This is a genomic window from Pelistega indica (genome assembly GCF_000506865.1).
Lineage (GTDB): Bacteria > Pseudomonadota > Gammaproteobacteria > Burkholderiales > Burkholderiaceae_B > Taylorella > Taylorella indica.
In genome coordinates, this window is sequence record NZ_AYSV01000113.1 from 1 (window position 1) to 17,875 (window position 17,875).

A 17,875-nucleotide genomic window follows, 5' to 3' on the forward strand; every position below is an offset into this window, starting at 1 on the left:
TTCTCGGTATTCGCTTTATTTTATCGGCATTAAGGCATACTACGTTCTTAATTATGCCGAATTTCTTTTGTCTTTCTTTCCTTCTTGTATTTATCCCAGTTAACTGCTGAGCAGTTGCGCGAACTCGTGCTGCAACAACAAGCCTTAATTGCTCAACAAGACGCATTGAATTGTAAAAAAAGCAGCAACAGGTGGAAGAAAAGGATCTGGCCTATCGTCGTGTTCTGAGCGCTTACGAACAAGTGAAGATGGAGTTGGCGATCTTAAGACGTATCAACTTTGCTAAACGTAGCGAACAGCTCCCTGACCTACAAGCGAAACTTTTTGAAGATGACGCCCATGAGGATCTGGCTGAGCTAGAAACGATGTTAGACAACATCGGTCAGCAATTAACGTCCATGAGTGGTCAAGAGCACACACCTCGCACACCGTCTCGTATGCGTTTGCCGGCGGAATTGCCCTCGGTGGATATTCATTATACGTTGGAAAGCACGACCTGTGGTTGTGGTGCTGAGATGCGTCATCTTGGGGATGAGGTGAGTCAGAAACTGGATTATGTGCCCGGTACTTTTAGCGTGGAGAATCACATTCGTCCGAAATACGTGTGTGATTGTTGCAAGACCCTCAATCAAGCGCCGGTACCTCCTCACATCATTGATAAGGGGTTGGCAACGACCGGACTGCTGGCGACAGTACTGATCATGAAGTATGCTGACCATCTGCCGTTGCATCGTCAAGAAGCCATCTTTGAGCGCAGCGGTGTACGCATTGCCCGTTCTACGCTGGCGGATTGGGTAGGCACCTGTGGCGCACAGTTACAACCGCTCGTTGATGCTTTACGCCAAGAGGTGCTCTCGCATTCGGTATTGCATGCCGATGAGACCCCCATCACTTACATGCACCATAAAAAGGGCAAAACGCAACGTGGTTATTTCTGGGTCTATGCCCCGGGTGCTTATGAGCAGATGAAAGCGGTGATTTATGACTTTAAGCCAGGTCGCTCAGGCGCTCATGCCCGCGAATTCTTAGGCGATTGGCGCGGTAGTCTGATGTGTGATGATTACGCCGGTTATAAAGCCCTCTTTGCCGATGAGCAAGTGATTGAGGGGGGATGTTGGGCGCATGCGCGTCGCAAATTCCACGATATTTACCAACCAACGGCAGCTCAGTGGCTGAACAGGCCTTACAACAAATCCAACGACTTTATCACTACGAGGCCGAGGCCAGGAACTTAAGTCCACCGGAGCGATTAGCCCATCGACAACGCCACATGGAGCCGGCACTTAAGCAATTAGAAAGGTGGTTGCGTAGTCAGTTTGAGCTGGTGCCGCCGAACTCGGCGATCGCCAAAGCCATTCGTTACAGCCTGAACAATTGGCTTGCCTTGACGCGCCTCTTGGAAGACGCTCAACTGCCGATGGATAATAATGCGGTAGAGAATTTGATACGTCCACTCGCGATTGGTCGCAAGAATTGGCTCTTTGTAGGTTCAGAGAAAGCGGGTCGACGTGCGGCTGCGGTGATGTCGTTAATTCAATCGGCTAAGCTCAATGGCCATGACCCTTATGCTTACCTTAAGGATGTGTTGGAACGATTGCCGACACAGAAAGCGAAGGACATTGCTGAGCTTCTGCCTCATCGTTGGCAAGCGCCAAACGACACCAAGAATTAACACAATGCCCCGACAAAATCGGGGCATTGAACATTTAAAAACGGAAGTCAATCGGAGTTCACCGGACGCTTACATATCAGCAAGCATTAAGACGTTAATGACTTATCCCTATGATAAAAAAGGGTTTTTCAATATTTCTTGAAAAACCCTTTCTTTGTTTTATCACTATTTCTACTTACGCCAATACACGGGGGCGAACATCACTAATATGGTGAATAATTCCAACCGACCAACTAGCATCATAAATGTGCATACCCAAATAGCAAAATCGTTTAAACTACCATAGCTACTCATTGGACCAACTTGCCCCACCCCCGGACCAGCATTACTGATACTTGCTAGAATAGCTGAAATTGCCGTTGCATAATCTAATCCAGCAATAAGTAATAGAGATACACCCAAAATAATTAATAATGTATAAAGAATTAGATGCAACAAAATAGCGGTTGTTACTGATTTATCGATAATTTTACCTTTCACGAGCAAAAGGAATACGCCATTAGGATGTATTAACTGTTTAAACGCAATGCCAAATTGCTTTAGCAAAATGATTATTCGAATCATTTTTACACCACCACCAGTCGATCCTGCAGAACTGGCGAAATTACTCAATACCAGCATCCAAATAGGTAAGCCAATTGGCCATAAGGAATAATCTGCATTAGCAAAACCAGTCGTTGTTGCTAATGAAATTGTATTAAAAAAACCATACCTAAAGGCTGTTGTAATATCCGTATAATAGCCCGACAAAAATAAGTAACTACTAATAATTGTCGCACTAAATAGTACTACTAGCAAAAATGGGATTGCCTCGGGGCTTCTCACATACGCTTTTAGACTTCGCTGTCTAAATGCAGTAAAGTGTGTTGCAAAATTAATGCCTGCAAATAACATAAAAAAACAAGCGACCCACTCAGCTTTTGTATTATTGATATCGGCATAACCACTGGAATATGTTGAAAAGCCGCCCAATGCCATCGTAGATCCTGCATGGCACCACGCATCAAACCACTCTAAACCAGCAAGACGATAGCATATGACACATAGAAGAGAAGCGGAAATATAAATTGTATACAGTATTTTCGCCGTTCCGGCAATACGTGGCGTTAATTTTTCTTCTTTCATCGGACCTGCAACTTCCCCACGATAAACCTGGTATCCCCCCACCCCTAATAGAGGAAGTATCGCTACCGCCAACACTAAAATACCCATACCACCAAACCAAATCAAGGTATGCCGCCAAGCATTAATTGACTTAGGCAAATGGGTCACATCTGGAATAATCGTTGCCCCTGTTGAAGTGAGACCAGACATTACTTCATAATAAGCATGGGTAAAACTTAAAGAAAAATCCCCCGGGTGATAGGGAAGCATAAATGGAATAACACCAATCAAAGGGAAACATACCCATACCATTACCACTAACAGTAAACCGTCACGTAAACGTAATTCTCTTTTGAATGGTGAGCCAATAATCACCATTAATAAACCTGCTAGGGCTGTAATACCAATAGCATAGAGGAAATTAGTTTCCCATCCATCCATGAAAAATAAGCGAAAAAATGTATGGCAACACTAAAATGAGTGACCAACAGAGGGTCACTAATCCAAGGCTATGAAATATATACAATATCCGTTTCACGATTGCATCCTAGAAGAACATCGCTGAAACTTGGAACAACTTCTCAATACGTTTCATCGTTGAGCGATTTGCTGCATACACAATCACATGATCCCCTGTCGCAATGACGGTATCATTTTGAGGAATAATAATAGCCTCTTCTCGTAAAATAGCCGCAATACGCGATGAGCTCGGCAAACGAATATCCTCTACACGCTTACCAACAACAGCTGAATTATGCTCATCACCCATCACCTCAAATTCAATAACCTCTGACTCCCCTCGACGTAAACGATGTCCTCTGACAATGGCACCTTGTCTAACCTCATGCAATAGCGCCCCAATTGTTGCTTGTGACGGTGATACGGCAACATCAATCATACTGCCCTGCATTAATTCACCATATGCTTGACGAGAAATTAAGGCAATCACTTTATGAGCTCCCAAGCGTTTTGCCAATAATGAAGACATAATATTATCCTCATCATCATTGGTCACAGCGACCCAAGCATCCATGCCATCAATATTTTCGCTTAATAATAACGACTCATCCGTACCATTACCATATAAAACCAATACATTTTCAGGTAATTTGGCGGCAAGCTGCTCGCAACGTGCCTTATCTTGCTCAATAATTCGCACGTTATAACCAGCTATCGATAATGCTAATGCCAATCGTGATCCAATATTGCCTCCACCAGTAATCATTACTGAGCGAGTACGTTTTTTCTCTTTATTAAACTTTGAAATCGCCTTGACAGCCTCAGTGGTATCCATGGCTAAGACAAGTTCATCATCAACTTTAAGATTAAACAATCTATCTAAAGGTAATGACTCACCATTACGCACTAATTCTAAGATTCGCCCTCTACCTTGAGGCAAATTCAAGTGGTTTTTATCAATTTGATAATCTAATAAAGTACTACGTTTACCAATCTTAATAATCGCAATACTTACCTTACCATCAGCAAAATGTACTACTTGTAGTGCGTCAGGAAATTCAATCAAGCCCTGTAAATATTGAGTGACACTCGCTTCTGGACTAATAATAGAATCAACACCAAAATGTTCTTGTAATACCTCAGGATGTTGAGCATAATAAACGCCTCGTATACGCGAAATACAACGAGGAATATTAAAAAGATCTTTAGCTAATTTACAGGTGACTAGATTAACAGCATCTGTCGCTGCACAAGATACTAATAAGTCCGTATCCTCGGCACCTGCTTGCATTAACACGTCAGGAGAAGAAGCATCGCCATAGACTGCTTTTAAGTCAAATCTCTCCTGTAAATATCTCAACTGCTCTTTATTCGTATCAACAATCGTGATGTCGTTTTTCTCAGACACAAGATTTTCAGCTACACTAGAGCCTACACGTCCTGCACCAATTAGCAGAATTTTCATAGTAAGGAAAAGTAAAATTACGCGTTACGTTTGCGAGAAGAATCGATGCCAAGCTGTCTAAGTTTGCGATACAGATGGGTTCTCTCTAAACCAGTTTTCTCAGAAACACGAGTCATACTATGATTTTCACGTTGTAAGTGATATTCAAAATATACTCGCTCAAACTCATCTCGCGCATCTCGCAGAGGTTGATCTAAAGGAATACTACCTAAATAACCTTGACGAATAGCATCTTCTGTCGTTATTACTGTATTTGCCACAGAATTGGCAACTGGTGCTGTCACTGGCGTATTTAAGGCAGGACGATTAACACCATATCCACCCGTATTTTGTATAGGTGCTACCGATGGATTAACTTGATTGTTTGTGTAAACTGGTTGATGTACTGGCGCTTGTGGTTGAATAGAACGAATTACTGGACGCTGTAAGACCTGCTGTACAGTGGCAAGTAACTTGGCCAACGTAATAGGCTTTTCTAAGAAATCGGCTGCACCGATACGTGTTGCTTCTACGGCAGTATCAAGCGTCGCATGACCGCTCATCATAATCACTGGCATATCCAATAACCCTTGAGAACTCCACTCTCTCAATAGGCTAACACCATCTGCGTCAGGCATCCAAATATCAAGTAGAACGAGGTCCGGTCTGCTGTTTAGGCGAGCAGCACGTGCTTGAGCGACATTTTCTGCTAGCTCTACTGTATGCCCTTGCTCGTATAAAATTTCTTGCAAGAGCTCACGAATACCAATTTCATCATCTACTACCAGAATTCTGGCCATAACGCACCTACCTATCTATGGTTATTCACGCGACTACACAGACACTTAGGATAGCCAAACAATTTAACCATCCGAAAAAAGTGTTGTTTTTTTTGATTATAACAAAAAGCACTTTATGAATTTTCGATAATACGTGTCAAAAGAATAGAAATCTTTGCCCCTTCTTCTTTCATATTCGATATATCAATTTTTCCATGATGCTCTTCCACAATCTTTTTCACAATTGCTAAACCTAGACCAGTTCCATGTGCTTTTGTGGTGACATATGGTTCAAAAACCTTTTGCATAATATTTGGAGGAAACCCAGGCCCTCTATCTTTGATCGTAATTAATACTGCTTTTTGATTAGGCATCAACGAATTTTCTAATACCGTTGTTTTAGTTTCTATGGTTACACCAGGCTTATCACCTTCAAGTACTAAACCCTCCATAGCATCACGAGCATTTGACAATAAATTATTAAATACTTGACGCAACTGTGTCGTATCAGCCTCGACCAAAGGCAAATTAGGATCCAACTCCAATTTAATCTGTCTATAAATCAGTTCATCCACATACCCCTCTGGTGTCCATCCATACAACACGGCAATATCGGTAATCAACTCATTCACATTAACTGATTGAAATTGTGCTGGCGGGGTACGTGCATACTCTCTAAAGTCATCCACCATTGTTTTTAAGGAGAATACTTGATTGACAATAGTATTGACTAAACGATCCAAAAATTGACTATCTGATTCATCCAGTTTTGGTGATAATTTCATCTGAATCCGCTCTGCTGATAGTTGGATAGGTGTTAGCGGGTTTTTAATTTCATGCGCCAATCGTCTTGCTACCTCACCCCATGCTACCGCTCTGTTAGCCGAGATAACCTCTGAAATATCATCAAATACCAGTAAATAATTCAAGGCATTATCAGCATTTTTTAAATGAGTCCCTCTGAGCAACAAGGTCAAATCACGAGTATGTCCTTCATCTTCTTTAAGAGATAATTCAATTTGTTCTTGCCAATATAAGCGCTCTGAATCTACAACAGCATGTGATGCAAAAGCACGCTGAATAACATTCGCAAACTCGTCCAAATTAGCTTTGGCCCCAATCGGTAACCCTATCAAATCAGACAAATCTTCATGAAGAATATTCTGTGCACCTTGGTTAACCATATTGACGGAAAAATCATGATTAAGCACAATAACACCTGTAGTCAATCCCTCAAGAACACTTTCTAAATAAAGGTTAGTGCTCTGCAATTGCAAACGACTGTTTTCAGCTTGATTACGAGCTTCTTCAAGTTGCGCCGTCATCAAGTTAAACGAGCGGCTCAATTGTCCAACCTCATCGCTTTGTTTGGGTTCAGGAATACGACGATAGTCACCTACAGCGACCGCTTGCGTTCCCTCTGCTAACGTTAATAGTGGCTCTACCATTCGTTTGGCTAGCCATAAAGCAATCCCCAGGGAAGCAAACACGGTTAATAGCAATGCCATCGTTAACGTAATTGAGAACAGTTGCCTAATTCCTTCCCTTGACAGTGCTAATTCTTCATAATTACGGTAGCCTATTTGTACCTCATTCAGATTATTGGCAAATGTTTCTGGGACTCTCTGTGTTAGCTGCAACCAATGAGGTTCATTATTACCACTCAATGCAGCTTCTAGCCGATTACCCGTATAGAACAAAGGTACAATTACCCGTATTTGATAATTGGGTCTATTTTGGTCTTGCCCCTCAACTAATACCTCTTCTGTATTCACATATTGACGAGAAATGCGTAATTGGTTAAGCACAGTAGAAGGTGGTAGTTGTGGCAATAAAGAACCAAACGTGGAGGATGAAAAGGCAATGACTTTATTGCCATTGGCAGAAAAAATTAGCGCATCGGCAGTTTGTGAGTCTTCACGTAAACGACTCAACGCTGACGATAACTCATTATCCGGAACATTATTTAAGTTAGTGGCTAGTCGTCTAGTCGTTACTAACAATTCTTCCTTCATCGTTTCTAACGAGGTTTGCCCTAAATTAAGCCCTGACTCCAGTGCACTATCCACTTTTACATTAAACCACGACTCTACAGAGCGTGACATGAATTGTACGGATAAGAGGTAAATAATCACACCGGGAATAATAGCAATCATCGCAAAAAAGAAGGCAAATCTGGATGTTAGTCTCGCCCCGAATTTTTTCTTACGAATCTGCTTAACAATACCTAAAACCAAACTAATGACCCAGGCCAACAAGGCTAAAGCAAGAACACCATTTAACAATAATAAGATATCAAACTGCTCAGCAAATCGCGATGTATTTCCAGCAGAGCCAATCAGCAAGGATAGCAAGACAAAAATAGCCACACCCGCAAGTAATAACCATATGCGAAATATCCACTTCAATACTAATTGAACTTTTTGTCGGATAAAAGAAAATCGAATTTTTTCCATGATGTTGAAAATGACCAAGCGCTACTACTATTATGAATAGCTGTTATTTGAAAGGGTCTTGCTAATAATGAGGTATCCAAACGCAACCTAATCTTGCCGATATAGTCCTGCTGTGTTGGCATTTGCTCTGTTGTCGCAATAGTCCAGTTATCAATATGCGTAATATACCGAAGTGCTTCATCAAATGAAAATGCCTTGTATTCGTGCTGATCTTGCTTAACCTTCCACTCCCTCAATAACATGTTGTACCACAATTCTGATGTTTGCGAGGCTTCTAACTTAAGCGTATCAAACCAATAGGCATTAGGCTTGTATACTTTGAAATCCAAGGTAAAAAATAATGGCATCCCTTTATTCAACGCTACTTGTAATTCTGAGCTTAATAACAACTCCATATCCAATTTAAGTGCGATGCTTTGAGGATTTACAGACTGAATCTGAATCTCTTTAAAGCGTGCTTGAGATTCATTATTCGCATTAGCAACCGTCATCCAACTGAATGATAGCATTAGCAATAAGACTATAAACGCCTTTTGAAAAGCCGATAGACTAGTTAGTACATCGTATCTATAACTGTTTCTAGTTAAGAAATTATTATTTTTTCTGGAATAATGCATAGAAAAAACCATCCTGCAATGGACGTGGATTATCAACCGTTGCCAAAGGCAATAACTGACCAGGCGCTTCTAAGCGACAAGCATCAGCAAATGTTTGCTCAATAAACTGAGCCTGCTGTTCCCCTTCTTGAGGAAAAACGGAGCAGGTGATATACAGAAAATATCCTCCAGGCTTCAATGTCTGCCAAAGATTTTTAACAATTTTTCGCTGTAGGTCTGCTGTTTTTTGAATATCGCTTTCTTGACGTAACCATTTAATATCAGGGTGCCTTCTCACAATCCCTGAAGCCGTACATGGAACATCTGCCATAATCATATCAAACAACTTACCATCCCACCATGCTGATACATCTGACACATCCTCACTAAGCAATTTCACTTTATCACTATAATGACCCAAATGTTTTAAATTTTGCTCCACACGACTTAAGCGTTTCTGATCAATATCCACGGCTGTCATATAAATATCCGCCCTTTCTAATAGATGGGCAGTTTTTCCTCCAGGCGCAGCACACGCATCTAATACCTGCATGCCATCTTTAACTGGCAACAGCGTACCTGCTAATTGTGCGCCCGCATCTTGTACAGCACATAAACCTTGCTCAAAGCCAGGAATAGCTTGAACTGGCATTGCCTTGTTTAAAATCACAGCATCTTCACCATAGAGCTGATAATCAATCCCAGACTCCGTTAATGTCTGACAAAACTCTTCTCGACGTATTTTCTTGCGATTTACTCGTAGTGTTAAAGGACCGGGCAAATTAGCCGCATTCAGCACATTCTCCCATTGAGTTGGATAACTTTTTTTAATTAACTGAATCCACCATTTAGGATAATTAAATTGACACTCCTCATCATCCTTCAACAACGACCATAGTACCTCTTCTTCTCGTATATAGCGTCTCAAACAAGCATTTATTAAACCTTTGAAAGCCGCTGATTTTTTGTGCAATTGTGTTGCCTTAACTGTTTCATCCACAACAGTAAACGCCTGATAAAAAGGGACTGACTCATCCAACTGATCTAACTCTAACGCTTTAGCATGTCGTTTGGGAACACTTAATAAACACAAGCTCACTAGTAATAGTGCATATACTAAGGAATTGGGCGCTTTTTTAGTCAATAGTTGCTGACTTAATTTCTGAGACGACAACAAATGGCGCATACAATAAAAACTAATTGATTGCACCGCAGATTTTTGTTCTTTAGGCACACTTTCCAAAAACTCTGTTAATGACTGACCTGCTAATACTTGCTTAACAGCATTAGACGCATGGAATAACACCTGACAGAGAGGTACTGATGGACTCGATTGATTAGAAACTAACATAAAGTAAAAGATAAGCGATGGAATACCCCTGTAGTTTAGCATTTTGCCTCAAGGACAATTTTTTGGTGCAAATTACTTGCTAAAATAATACTCACTCAATTTTATTTTCATAATGAAGGTTTTTTATGACGACTCCTGCCGCTCCTAAAGTAGGTTTTGTAAGTTTAGGTTGCTCAAAAGCACTTGTTGACTCCGAACGAATTTTGACTCAATTACGTAAAGAAGGCTATGAAATATCGCCCTCTTATGACGGTGCGGATGTTGTGGTCGTCAATACCTGTGGATTTATTGATAGCGCAAAAGCAGAGTCATTGGATGCTATTGGTGAGGCACTTGCTGAGCATGGTAAGGTTATCGTAACTGGCTGTATGGGTGTAGAAGAGGATACGATTCGTAAGGTTCACCCGAGCGTCCTCTCTGTTAGTGGTCCACAACAATATCAAGAAGTGGTGCGCGCTGTACACGAGGTTGTACCTCCAAATATAGACCATAATCCTTTTGTAGACTTAGTTCCACCACAAGGGATTAAATTAACTCCTCGCCATTATGCCTATCTCAAAATTTCTGAAGGATGTAATCATCACTGTAGCTTCTGTATTATCCCAAGTATGCGTGGCGTCCTTGTTAGTCGCCCTGTAGGGGAAGTTATGGAAGAGGCTGAGCGACTTGTTAAATCGGGTGTTAAAGAATTATTGGTTATTTCTCAAGATACCAGCGCCTATGGTGTGGACATGAAATACCGTATGGATTTTTGGGAAGGACGTCCTATCAAAACCAAAATGACATCATTAGCCGAAGCTCTAGGGCAATTGGGTGTTTGGGTGCGCTTGCATTATGTCTATCCGTATCCTAATGTGGATGAGGTTATTCCATTAATGGCAGAGGGCAAAATCCTACCTTATTTAGATATTCCTTTCCAACATGCTAGCCCAAAAATCCTAAAAGCAATGAAACGCCCTGCTTTTGAGGATAAAACCTTAGCTCGTATTAAACAATGGCGTGAAATCTGTCCAGACTTAACCATTCGCTCTACTTTTATCGTGGGTTTCCCGGGCGAAACAGAAGAGGATTTCCAATATTTATTAGATTGGCTAACTGAGGCGCAGCTTGACCGTGTAGGATGTTTTAAATATTCAGATGTAGAAGGCGCAGCCGCTAATGACCTACCTGACCAAGTCAGCGAAGAAGTGAAACAAGATCGTTGGGAACGCTTTATGGCACACCAACAAGCCATTTCTGCGGCTAGACTACAGAATAAAGTAGGTAAAGAAATTGATGTTTTAGTCGATGAGATTGACGAAGATGGCTACCCATTTGGTCGCTCTGCTGCCGACTCCCCCGAAATTGATGGGATTGTTTATTTAAATAAAGATATCAGTGTTAAGCCTGGTGATATGGTAAGAGCAATCGTCACAGAAGCTGATGAATATGATTTATATGCGGATATTCTAGCGGTGAAAGCATCTGCCTAAATAACGATAATCATATATCTTTAGTGGTCAATGTAAAAAACGAGACTTGTTATTGATTGAGCAAGTCTCGTTTTTTTAGCTTTATTTCTTTATTTTATATTTATTTGGCAAGCTTACTTTTTACGATACGATCCAATTAACGTTGGAAGACTTGATTTAGCCTTTCCAACCATTAATAAAATCTCGTGCTATTTGACGCTTACCTCCTGCTTTTTGTAATTCTTGTATACGCAACACACCATCTGCCGCGGCTACATCAATACCCTCTGCACTCATTGCCACGACAGTCCCTGGTGCTACATTTACCGTTTGATGAAGTACCTGTGCTTGCCAAACCTTAACAGGCTCATCCAATCCCGGTAAAGGCAATACCACACCTGGCACAGGATTAAACGCACGAATTTTTCGCCATAAAGTTAATACCGGTAAATCCCAAGAAAGTTTACCCTCAGACTTTTCCAATTTTGCGGCATATGTCACCCCTTCTTCTGATTGAGGAATTGGCGTCAGTTTTCCTGTACCCAATTGTTTTAATACGTCCACAATACCTTGCGCACCTAGTTGAGCCAATTGATCATGCAATTGTGCAGCTGTTTGCATATCTATTTTTTGTGTTTTTTCTAATAAAACATCACCCGTATCTAGCCCAATTGCCATTTGCATAATACCAATGCCTGTTTGCTCATCACCTGCTTCAATAGCGCGTTGAATAGGAGCAGCTCCTCGCCAACGTGGCAGCAAACTTGCATGGATATTTAAACAACCATACTTAGGCAAATCTAACACCCATTGTGGCAGAATCAGACCATAAGCAGCCACTACCATCACATCTGGTTGTAACGACTCTAATACTTTCTTGGCTTGTGCTGCCTCTTCAGGATACTTACCATCTAAGCGTAAACTTAATGGTTGAATCACCTCAACACCTTGTACTAGGGCTTCTTGCTTAACAGGACTAGCCTGTAATTTCATCCCCCTACCCGCTGGTCTATCAGGCTGCGTCATCACAAGTGGAACATCAAACCCTGCATCTAAAATGGCTTTGTACGCCAAGCGTGCAAATTCAGGGGTACCTGCAAAGACTATTTTTAATGGTTTCATATGACCTCCAATTTTCTGAGAATAATTCTACATTACGATTTGCCTTTATTGACTCGTTTTCTTACTTTCTCCAATGGATTTACGGTAAATTAATAACTCATTCACTCTTTCTTAAGATTAGTCATGACGGACGCTATACTTTCAGACAAGCAAGCCGCAGCATCCCATTCAACATGGGTCAGCGTAATTGTGAATTTACTACTTAGTATTTTACAAATCGTTATTGGTATCTTTGCATCGTCCAGTAGTTTGATTTCGGACGCTATCCACTCGCTCTCCGATCTTGTATCAGACATTGCTGTTCTTATTGCGAATAAGTTTTCAAATATGCCATCGGACGATACGCACCAATATGGGCATTATCGGTTTGAAAATATTGCTAGTCTTTTTATTGGCTTATTACTCATCGGTATTGGACTAAGCATGATTTGGCATGCAGGTGATCGTCTCTTTAATCATACGGACTCAGTTGCTCCAGTGCACTACTATGCTCTGATTGTGGCTGTTTTTGTAGTGGTTGCCAAAGAGCTCCTATTTCGTTATATGCTCGCCATAGGCAAACGCGTTAATTCCACTATGCTTATTACCAATGCATGGCATGCACGCTCAGATGCGCTGTCCTCTCTTATTGTTCTTTTTGCTATTGGTGCTAATTTATTAGGGATTAGTTGGGCTGATATTGTTGCCTCACTGATTGTCGGTGCAATGATTGCCCATATGGGATTAAAGTTTACCTGGAACTCTATTCATGATTTGAGTGACCATGCGGCAACCCAAGAGGAAATTAATACGTTAAGAGCCATTCTTCAAGAGACACCAGGTATTGTGTCCTTTCATGATTTCAAAACACGGAAATCAGCTGATTTTATTCATATTGATGTGCATTTGGACTTCCCGGGATCTATGAGTATTAAAGAAGCACATGATATTGCTTTATTAGCCATTAACCGTCTAAAAGCAAAAGGTAATGTACTCAGTGTCACTACACACTTCGACCCTATGCACTAACGCTAAAGCTGTCTTTGTTTAAATTGCAAAGAAATATGAGCAAAAGCAACTTGTAATTCTTGGTCTGCCCCTTGAAAAATCACCGGGCGACCTTTTTTTACAAATACCATTAACCGTTTAGAGGCCAACATCGGCACAAATTTTGCAAAAGTAACCTCTTCCCAACTCACTTCACGCTTGGTTATCCAACTTTGTTTAATACCTTGCTCACTAATAGTCGTGGTAGAAATACTCATAAAATAGGTCATTACCACCAGTGCAATAAACACAACCAACATTGTGATTCCACCAAGATTTTTGAGCTGATCAATCCCCACTCTATCTACCGTTAACACATACTGCACAACAATCAATACCAACATCACTATAGCCGCACCTTTGACCCACTTCGGCCACGCACTACCAGAAATAGGCAAGTGTCCTAGTGTCGCTTTGATTTGTGCAATTTCTGCGGAAGTAAGTGGAGTAAAAACCATCATTGTTGAGTATTCCTGAAAGAGGCTTTAGAAAAAAATAATCATACAACAAATTCATTAGCACTAAACAGATAATGCACGTATCTGCCCACCCTTGAATACTTTATACACATCTGAAATTTATCACTTAGGCATAAATTAATAGGTCTAATACAGCAAATAGCCTTTTCACTAGACTATTCGCTGCAAAATATGCATCACATAAGCACTATAGTCAATCTATATTGCGTTATGTCTATCCACAAACAGCATTCGCTCGTTTATTCAATATTGCACGTCCTACTCTGCTTGCATTCTGACGTTTTAAATAGGTCGAAATAAAATCACCGGCATCAATGACCTTGTCTAAATCAATACCTGTCTCTATGCCCATGCCTTGCAACATATAGAGAACGTCTTCGGTGGCTACATTACCTGTAGCACCTTTGGCATATGGACAGCCTCCAAGACCCGATACGGAAGAATGAAAAATGCTAATACCCGCACGCAATGAAGAAAGTATATTGGCTAAGGCTTGTCCATAGGTATCATGAAAATGTCCTGCTACTTGTGCTGGATCAACAATTTCTGTCACTCGTGACATCACCTCATACACTTGATTCGCTGTACCCACACCAATCGTATCAGCGATATCAAACTCTTGCACGCCAAGCGCTTTCATGCGTTTTACCACATCTACAACACTTTCTACGGGTACATCACCTTGGTATGGGCAACCAAAAGAGGTACTGATACTTGCTCTTAGCCTAATACCATTCGCAAGAGCAGCTTCGGCAACTGGTGCAAAACGATCAATTGATTCGGCAATAGAACAGTTAATATTTTTTTGTGAAAATGCCTCACTTGCCGCACCAAAAATAACCACCTCATCGGCTTTAGCTGCCAATGCCGCTTCAAAACCTTTCATATTCGGGGTTAAGGCAGAATAAATCACACCCTCTTTACGTGTAATACCTGCCATCACCTCACTACCGTCCGCCATTTGTGGCACCCATTTTGGTGAGACAAAAGAGGCTGCTTCGATATTTGGAAAACCCGCTTCTGTTAAGCGATTAATTAATTCAATTTTAACGTCCGTTGGTACAAATTCTTTTTCATTTTGCAATCCATCACGAGGACCAACTTCAACCATTTTTACTTTAGTAACACCCACTTTTTCCTCCTATTTTATAAGGCTGTCTCTATTGTCTCATTGTAATAGATTGCCTATTTCTATGCTAGTACACCCAACTGTTATGCCTAATCTCTTGAAGCATCTCTAAACCTCTGAAAACCTCTAACTCACTTATTAAGCGAATACTTAATTTTCCCCATTATGAAACACTCGCTGATATTTCCCATCCACCTGTTTTACCACGATCGATTGTAATTGCATCTCGGTTAATAGCAAGCTGAGCTCCTCTATGCTCAATGATAAATACTCTGTTAGCTCTTCAATACTAATAGCCTCAAAACCCATTGCCTCTAAAACTGGTTTGAATTTCTCAGGAATCTCTGGGTCAACACTTGGTTTATCTGGCTCTGGTGCATTGGCTGTGACAGCATAGCCCAATTCTTCGAGAATATCTTGAGCCGTTTCAACTAGCTTAGCCCCTTGGCGAATCAATGCATGACACCCTCTAGATAAAGGGGAATGAATTGAACCCGGAATGGCGAAAATTTCTTTACCCAAATCTCCAGCCATCTTGGCGGTAATCAATGAGCCACTTTTACGTGCTGCTTCTACCACCAACACACCTCGAGATAGACCCGCAACTATCCGATTACGCATAGGAAACCTAAAGGCATTAGCTGGCGTATCTAAAGGAAACTCAGAAATCAATGCTCCCCTATGGCGAATACCTAAAGCTATGGCTTTGTTCTCGGCAGGATAAAGGCGATTAATCCCTGTGCCCATCACGGCAATTGTTGGGCAATCAACATTTGCCAATAAGGCTCCTTCATGTGCAGAAGCATCAATGCCCTTGGCAAGTCCACTAACGATGCACCACCCTTGAGAAGCTAAATATTTGCCAAATGCTCTGGCATTTTGAGCGCCATTTAAAGTCGGGTGACGTGTGCCGACGACGGCAATAGCAGGCTTCTGAAATGCGGATAAATTACCATCAACATAGAGTAATAGTGGTGGGTCATAGGTATCTAATAATGCCTTTGGATATAAGGTATCCGCTAATGTCAGGATATGGTGATTATCTTGATTAAGCCACTCTAGCGTTTTATCAATCTGGGTGTTGATTTCTTCAGAACAAGGCTCTCTTAGCTGATAAGCAATTTTTTCCCCCACTACGGGCATTAATTGACTAAACTTAGTTTCAAAAATAGTTTGCGGAAAACCAAATTGCATCAATAAATTTTTTGCCGTCACCGACCCAATACCCGGCTCCAACGTTAATCTAAGCCAAGCCCTTAGCTCTTCAAGTTGTCCTCTTTGCCCCTTTTGCTCTTGCATACCTATCCTTGAAATATTCTTTTTTGTATCCATATTAATTATTATAATTCGGATGCTTTGTCTAACTCTTTGTTTAGAATTAACTTAGCCATTCGTATTTCTACTATAATTTACCATTCATTATTGCTAAAAAATTTATACACTATGGCTTTACTTCCTATTCTGCACTATCCTGACCCTCGTTTACATACAGTAGCGAAACCTGTCGAAGACATTAATGACAGAATTCGTCAATTAGTTAAAGATATGGCTGAGACTATGTATGAGTCTTCGGGTGTAGGTCTAGCTGCCACACAAATTGATGTTCATGAACGAGTGGTGGTGATTGATGTTTCTGAAGAAGGTGATCACTTACGAGTACTAATCAACCCAGAAATTACATGGAAAAGTGATGAGATGGTTGTTTACGAAGAGGGTTGCTTATCTGTTCCTGGTATCTATGATAAGGTTAATCGTCATGCAGAGGTTAAGGTCAAAGCACTAGATGAAAATGGGCAAGCATACGAGTTTCATGCAGATGGCTTATTAGCTATTTGTGTTCAGCATGAATTAGACCATTTATTAGGAAAAGTATTTGTGGAGCGTTTATCTCCTCTAAAGCAGAGCCGTATTAAAACAAAGATCAAAAAACAAGCCAAAAAAGAAGACTAAACTCTCTATGATGGAATGGAGCGAAAAATGAAACTATCTATCACCAAATCCTTTATATCTCTTTTCGTCTTATTAGGGGTTCATCTTACTTCAGTACAAGCGGCTGAGCCGTCTGCGATTGATATTGCCTGCCAAAAAGAGCCAAGCCAGATTACCGATGCTGATTTTAAATCCTTGGTTAATTTTGGTGAAGCACTGATTGCTGAGCAACAAAAACTTACCCTACCTAAGGACTGTAAAACGACAGTCAAATCGCAGGGAAAAGACAGCTTTAATCCTTATGTCGCTGCCCTAGAAACAGCCGCAAAACAAAAAAATCTCGATATATTTGGTGCAATACTCAGTGACTTTAACTCGAGCAATGTCTCTATGGAAGAGACAGCAAAGGCACACTCAGAGTTATTAAAATATATCAAAGTCGCTTGTGGTCAGCAGTTTGCTTGTGTCACTCAAATCACTAAAAAAATCCCTACATTGGATATTCACAAAAGCCCTATCTTCTGCTCACTCTCTCGTGTTGCTGACTATACCGTACAAGACTTTTATAAGAAAACAACGCCTACACCTAAATATCCTGTGGCATGTTTAGGTCACAGCATACTAACAGAAAATATGGGGTTATCTCCTATGCAAGACTGGTATGAGGCGTATAAATTATTAGGGCAATAAAGTATAAGACTAAGTGATTTAGTATCAAACAATATTGTTTAAACATAACTCACTAAAGATAACTCGCTAAAAGCAAAATACAAAAACAAAGGGCAACTTTTATATTAGTTGCCCCTTATTTTTGAGATAAAGAATAGTCCCTCTGAACATTTAAAATTTGAGCATTTAAAATCTTAGATTTCTAAGAT

The 17,875-nt window shown here is 40.8% G+C and carries 14 protein-coding genes and 1 pseudogene; 5 read left to right on the forward strand and 10 right to left on the reverse strand.

Features of this window, described 5'->3' with window-relative positions:
- Positions 1-84: 84 nt before the first annotated feature.
- A pseudogene (tnpC, locus tag V757_RS25270) lies at positions 85-1,672 on the forward strand (IS66 family transposase).
- A 171-nt stretch (positions 1,673-1,843) separates the two neighbouring features.
- Here the strand turns inward: tnpC and V757_RS25275 are convergent.
- The 6 genes from V757_RS25275 to rsmB all read right to left on the reverse strand — a co-directional run bounded on the left by V757_RS25275 (position 1,844) and on the right by rsmB (position 9,903).
- Positions 1,844-3,217: a TrkH family potassium uptake protein gene (locus tag V757_RS25275; RefSeq protein ID WP_245587043.1), complete on the reverse strand. Its 1,374-nt coding sequence runs from the start codon at positions 3,215-3,217 to the stop codon at positions 1,844-1,846.
- Between the two features lie 106 nt (positions 3,218-3,323).
- The gene (gene trkA, locus V757_RS25280; protein ID WP_023952576.1) at positions 3,324-4,700 is read right to left on the reverse strand and encodes a Trk system potassium transporter TrkA; all 1,377 of its coding nucleotides are present in this window, start codon (positions 4,698-4,700) and stop codon (positions 3,324-3,326) included.
- Positions 4,701-4,717: 17 nt separating this feature from the next.
- Entirely contained in the window at positions 4,718-5,479 is a 762-nt protein-coding gene (locus tag V757_RS25285) for a response regulator (RefSeq protein ID WP_023952578.1), read from the reverse strand.
- A 113-nt stretch (positions 5,480-5,592) separates the two neighbouring features.
- Positions 5,593-7,914 carry a sensor histidine kinase gene (locus tag V757_RS25290; RefSeq protein ID WP_023952580.1) on the reverse strand — a complete coding sequence of 774 codons (2,322 nt, stop codon included), beginning with the start codon at positions 7,912-7,914 and terminating at the stop codon, positions 5,593-5,595.
- Entirely contained in the window at positions 7,869-8,531 is a 663-nt protein-coding gene (locus V757_RS25295; protein WP_023952582.1) for a DUF4390 domain-containing protein, read from the reverse strand. The genes V757_RS25290 and V757_RS25295 overlap by 46 nt, the downstream gene beginning before the upstream one ends.
- Entirely contained in the window at positions 8,509-9,903 is a 1,395-nt protein-coding gene (rsmB, locus tag V757_RS25300) for a 16S rRNA (cytosine(967)-C(5))-methyltransferase RsmB (protein ID WP_245587044.1), read from the reverse strand. The genes V757_RS25295 and rsmB overlap by 23 nt, the downstream gene beginning before the upstream one ends.
- An 83-nt stretch (positions 9,904-9,986) precedes the next feature.
- Here rsmB and rimO point away from each other — a divergent pair, with 83 nt between their 5' ends.
- Complete coding sequence (gene rimO, locus V757_RS25305; protein WP_023952586.1) at positions 9,987-11,333, forward strand: 30S ribosomal protein S12 methylthiotransferase RimO; 1,347 nt, start codon at positions 9,987-9,989, stop codon at positions 11,331-11,333.
- Positions 11,334-11,489: 156 nt separating this feature from the next.
- Here the strand turns inward: rimO and fmt are convergent, their stop codons facing one another.
- Positions 11,490-12,434 (reverse strand): methionyl-tRNA formyltransferase, encoded by a 945-nt coding sequence (fmt, locus tag V757_RS25310; protein ID WP_023952588.1) that lies wholly within the window; start codon positions 12,432-12,434, stop codon positions 11,490-11,492.
- A 123-nt stretch (positions 12,435-12,557) separates the two neighbouring features.
- Between fmt and V757_RS25315 the strand changes: the two genes are divergently transcribed.
- Positions 12,558-13,442 (forward strand): cation diffusion facilitator family transporter, encoded by an 885-nt coding sequence (locus tag V757_RS25315; RefSeq protein WP_023952590.1) that lies wholly within the window; start codon positions 12,558-12,560, stop codon positions 13,440-13,442.
- A gap of 2 nt (positions 13,443-13,444) precedes the next feature.
- Here the strand turns inward: V757_RS25315 and V757_RS25320 are convergent, their stop codons facing one another.
- The 3 genes from V757_RS25320 to dprA all read right to left on the reverse strand — a co-directional run bounded on the left by V757_RS25320 (position 13,445) and on the right by dprA (position 16,367).
- Positions 13,445-13,921 carry a hypothetical protein gene (locus tag V757_RS25320; protein WP_023952592.1) on the reverse strand — a complete coding sequence of 159 codons (477 nt, stop codon included), beginning with the start codon at positions 13,919-13,921 and terminating at the stop codon, positions 13,445-13,447.
- Between the two features lie 232 nt (positions 13,922-14,153).
- Entirely contained in the window at positions 14,154-15,050 is an 897-nt protein-coding gene (locus tag V757_RS25325) for a hydroxymethylglutaryl-CoA lyase (protein WP_031274817.1), read from the reverse strand.
- Between the two features lie 168 nt (positions 15,051-15,218).
- Positions 15,219-16,367, reverse strand: coding sequence for a DNA-processing protein DprA (gene dprA, locus V757_RS25330; RefSeq protein WP_023952596.1), 1,149 nt, complete (start codon positions 16,365-16,367; stop codon positions 15,219-15,221).
- Positions 16,368-16,511: 144 nt separating this feature from the next.
- Here dprA and def point away from each other — a divergent pair, with 144 nt between their 5' ends.
- Both def and V757_RS25340 read left to right on the forward strand, forming a co-directional pair.
- Positions 16,512-17,018, forward strand: coding sequence for a peptide deformylase (gene def / locus V757_RS25335; protein WP_023952598.1), 507 nt, complete (start codon positions 16,512-16,514; stop codon positions 17,016-17,018).
- A gap of 27 nt (positions 17,019-17,045) precedes the next feature.
- Positions 17,046-17,687, forward strand: coding sequence for a hypothetical protein (locus V757_RS25340; RefSeq protein ID WP_023952600.1), 642 nt, complete (start codon positions 17,046-17,048; stop codon positions 17,685-17,687).
- Positions 17,688-17,875 lie beyond the last annotated feature (188 nt).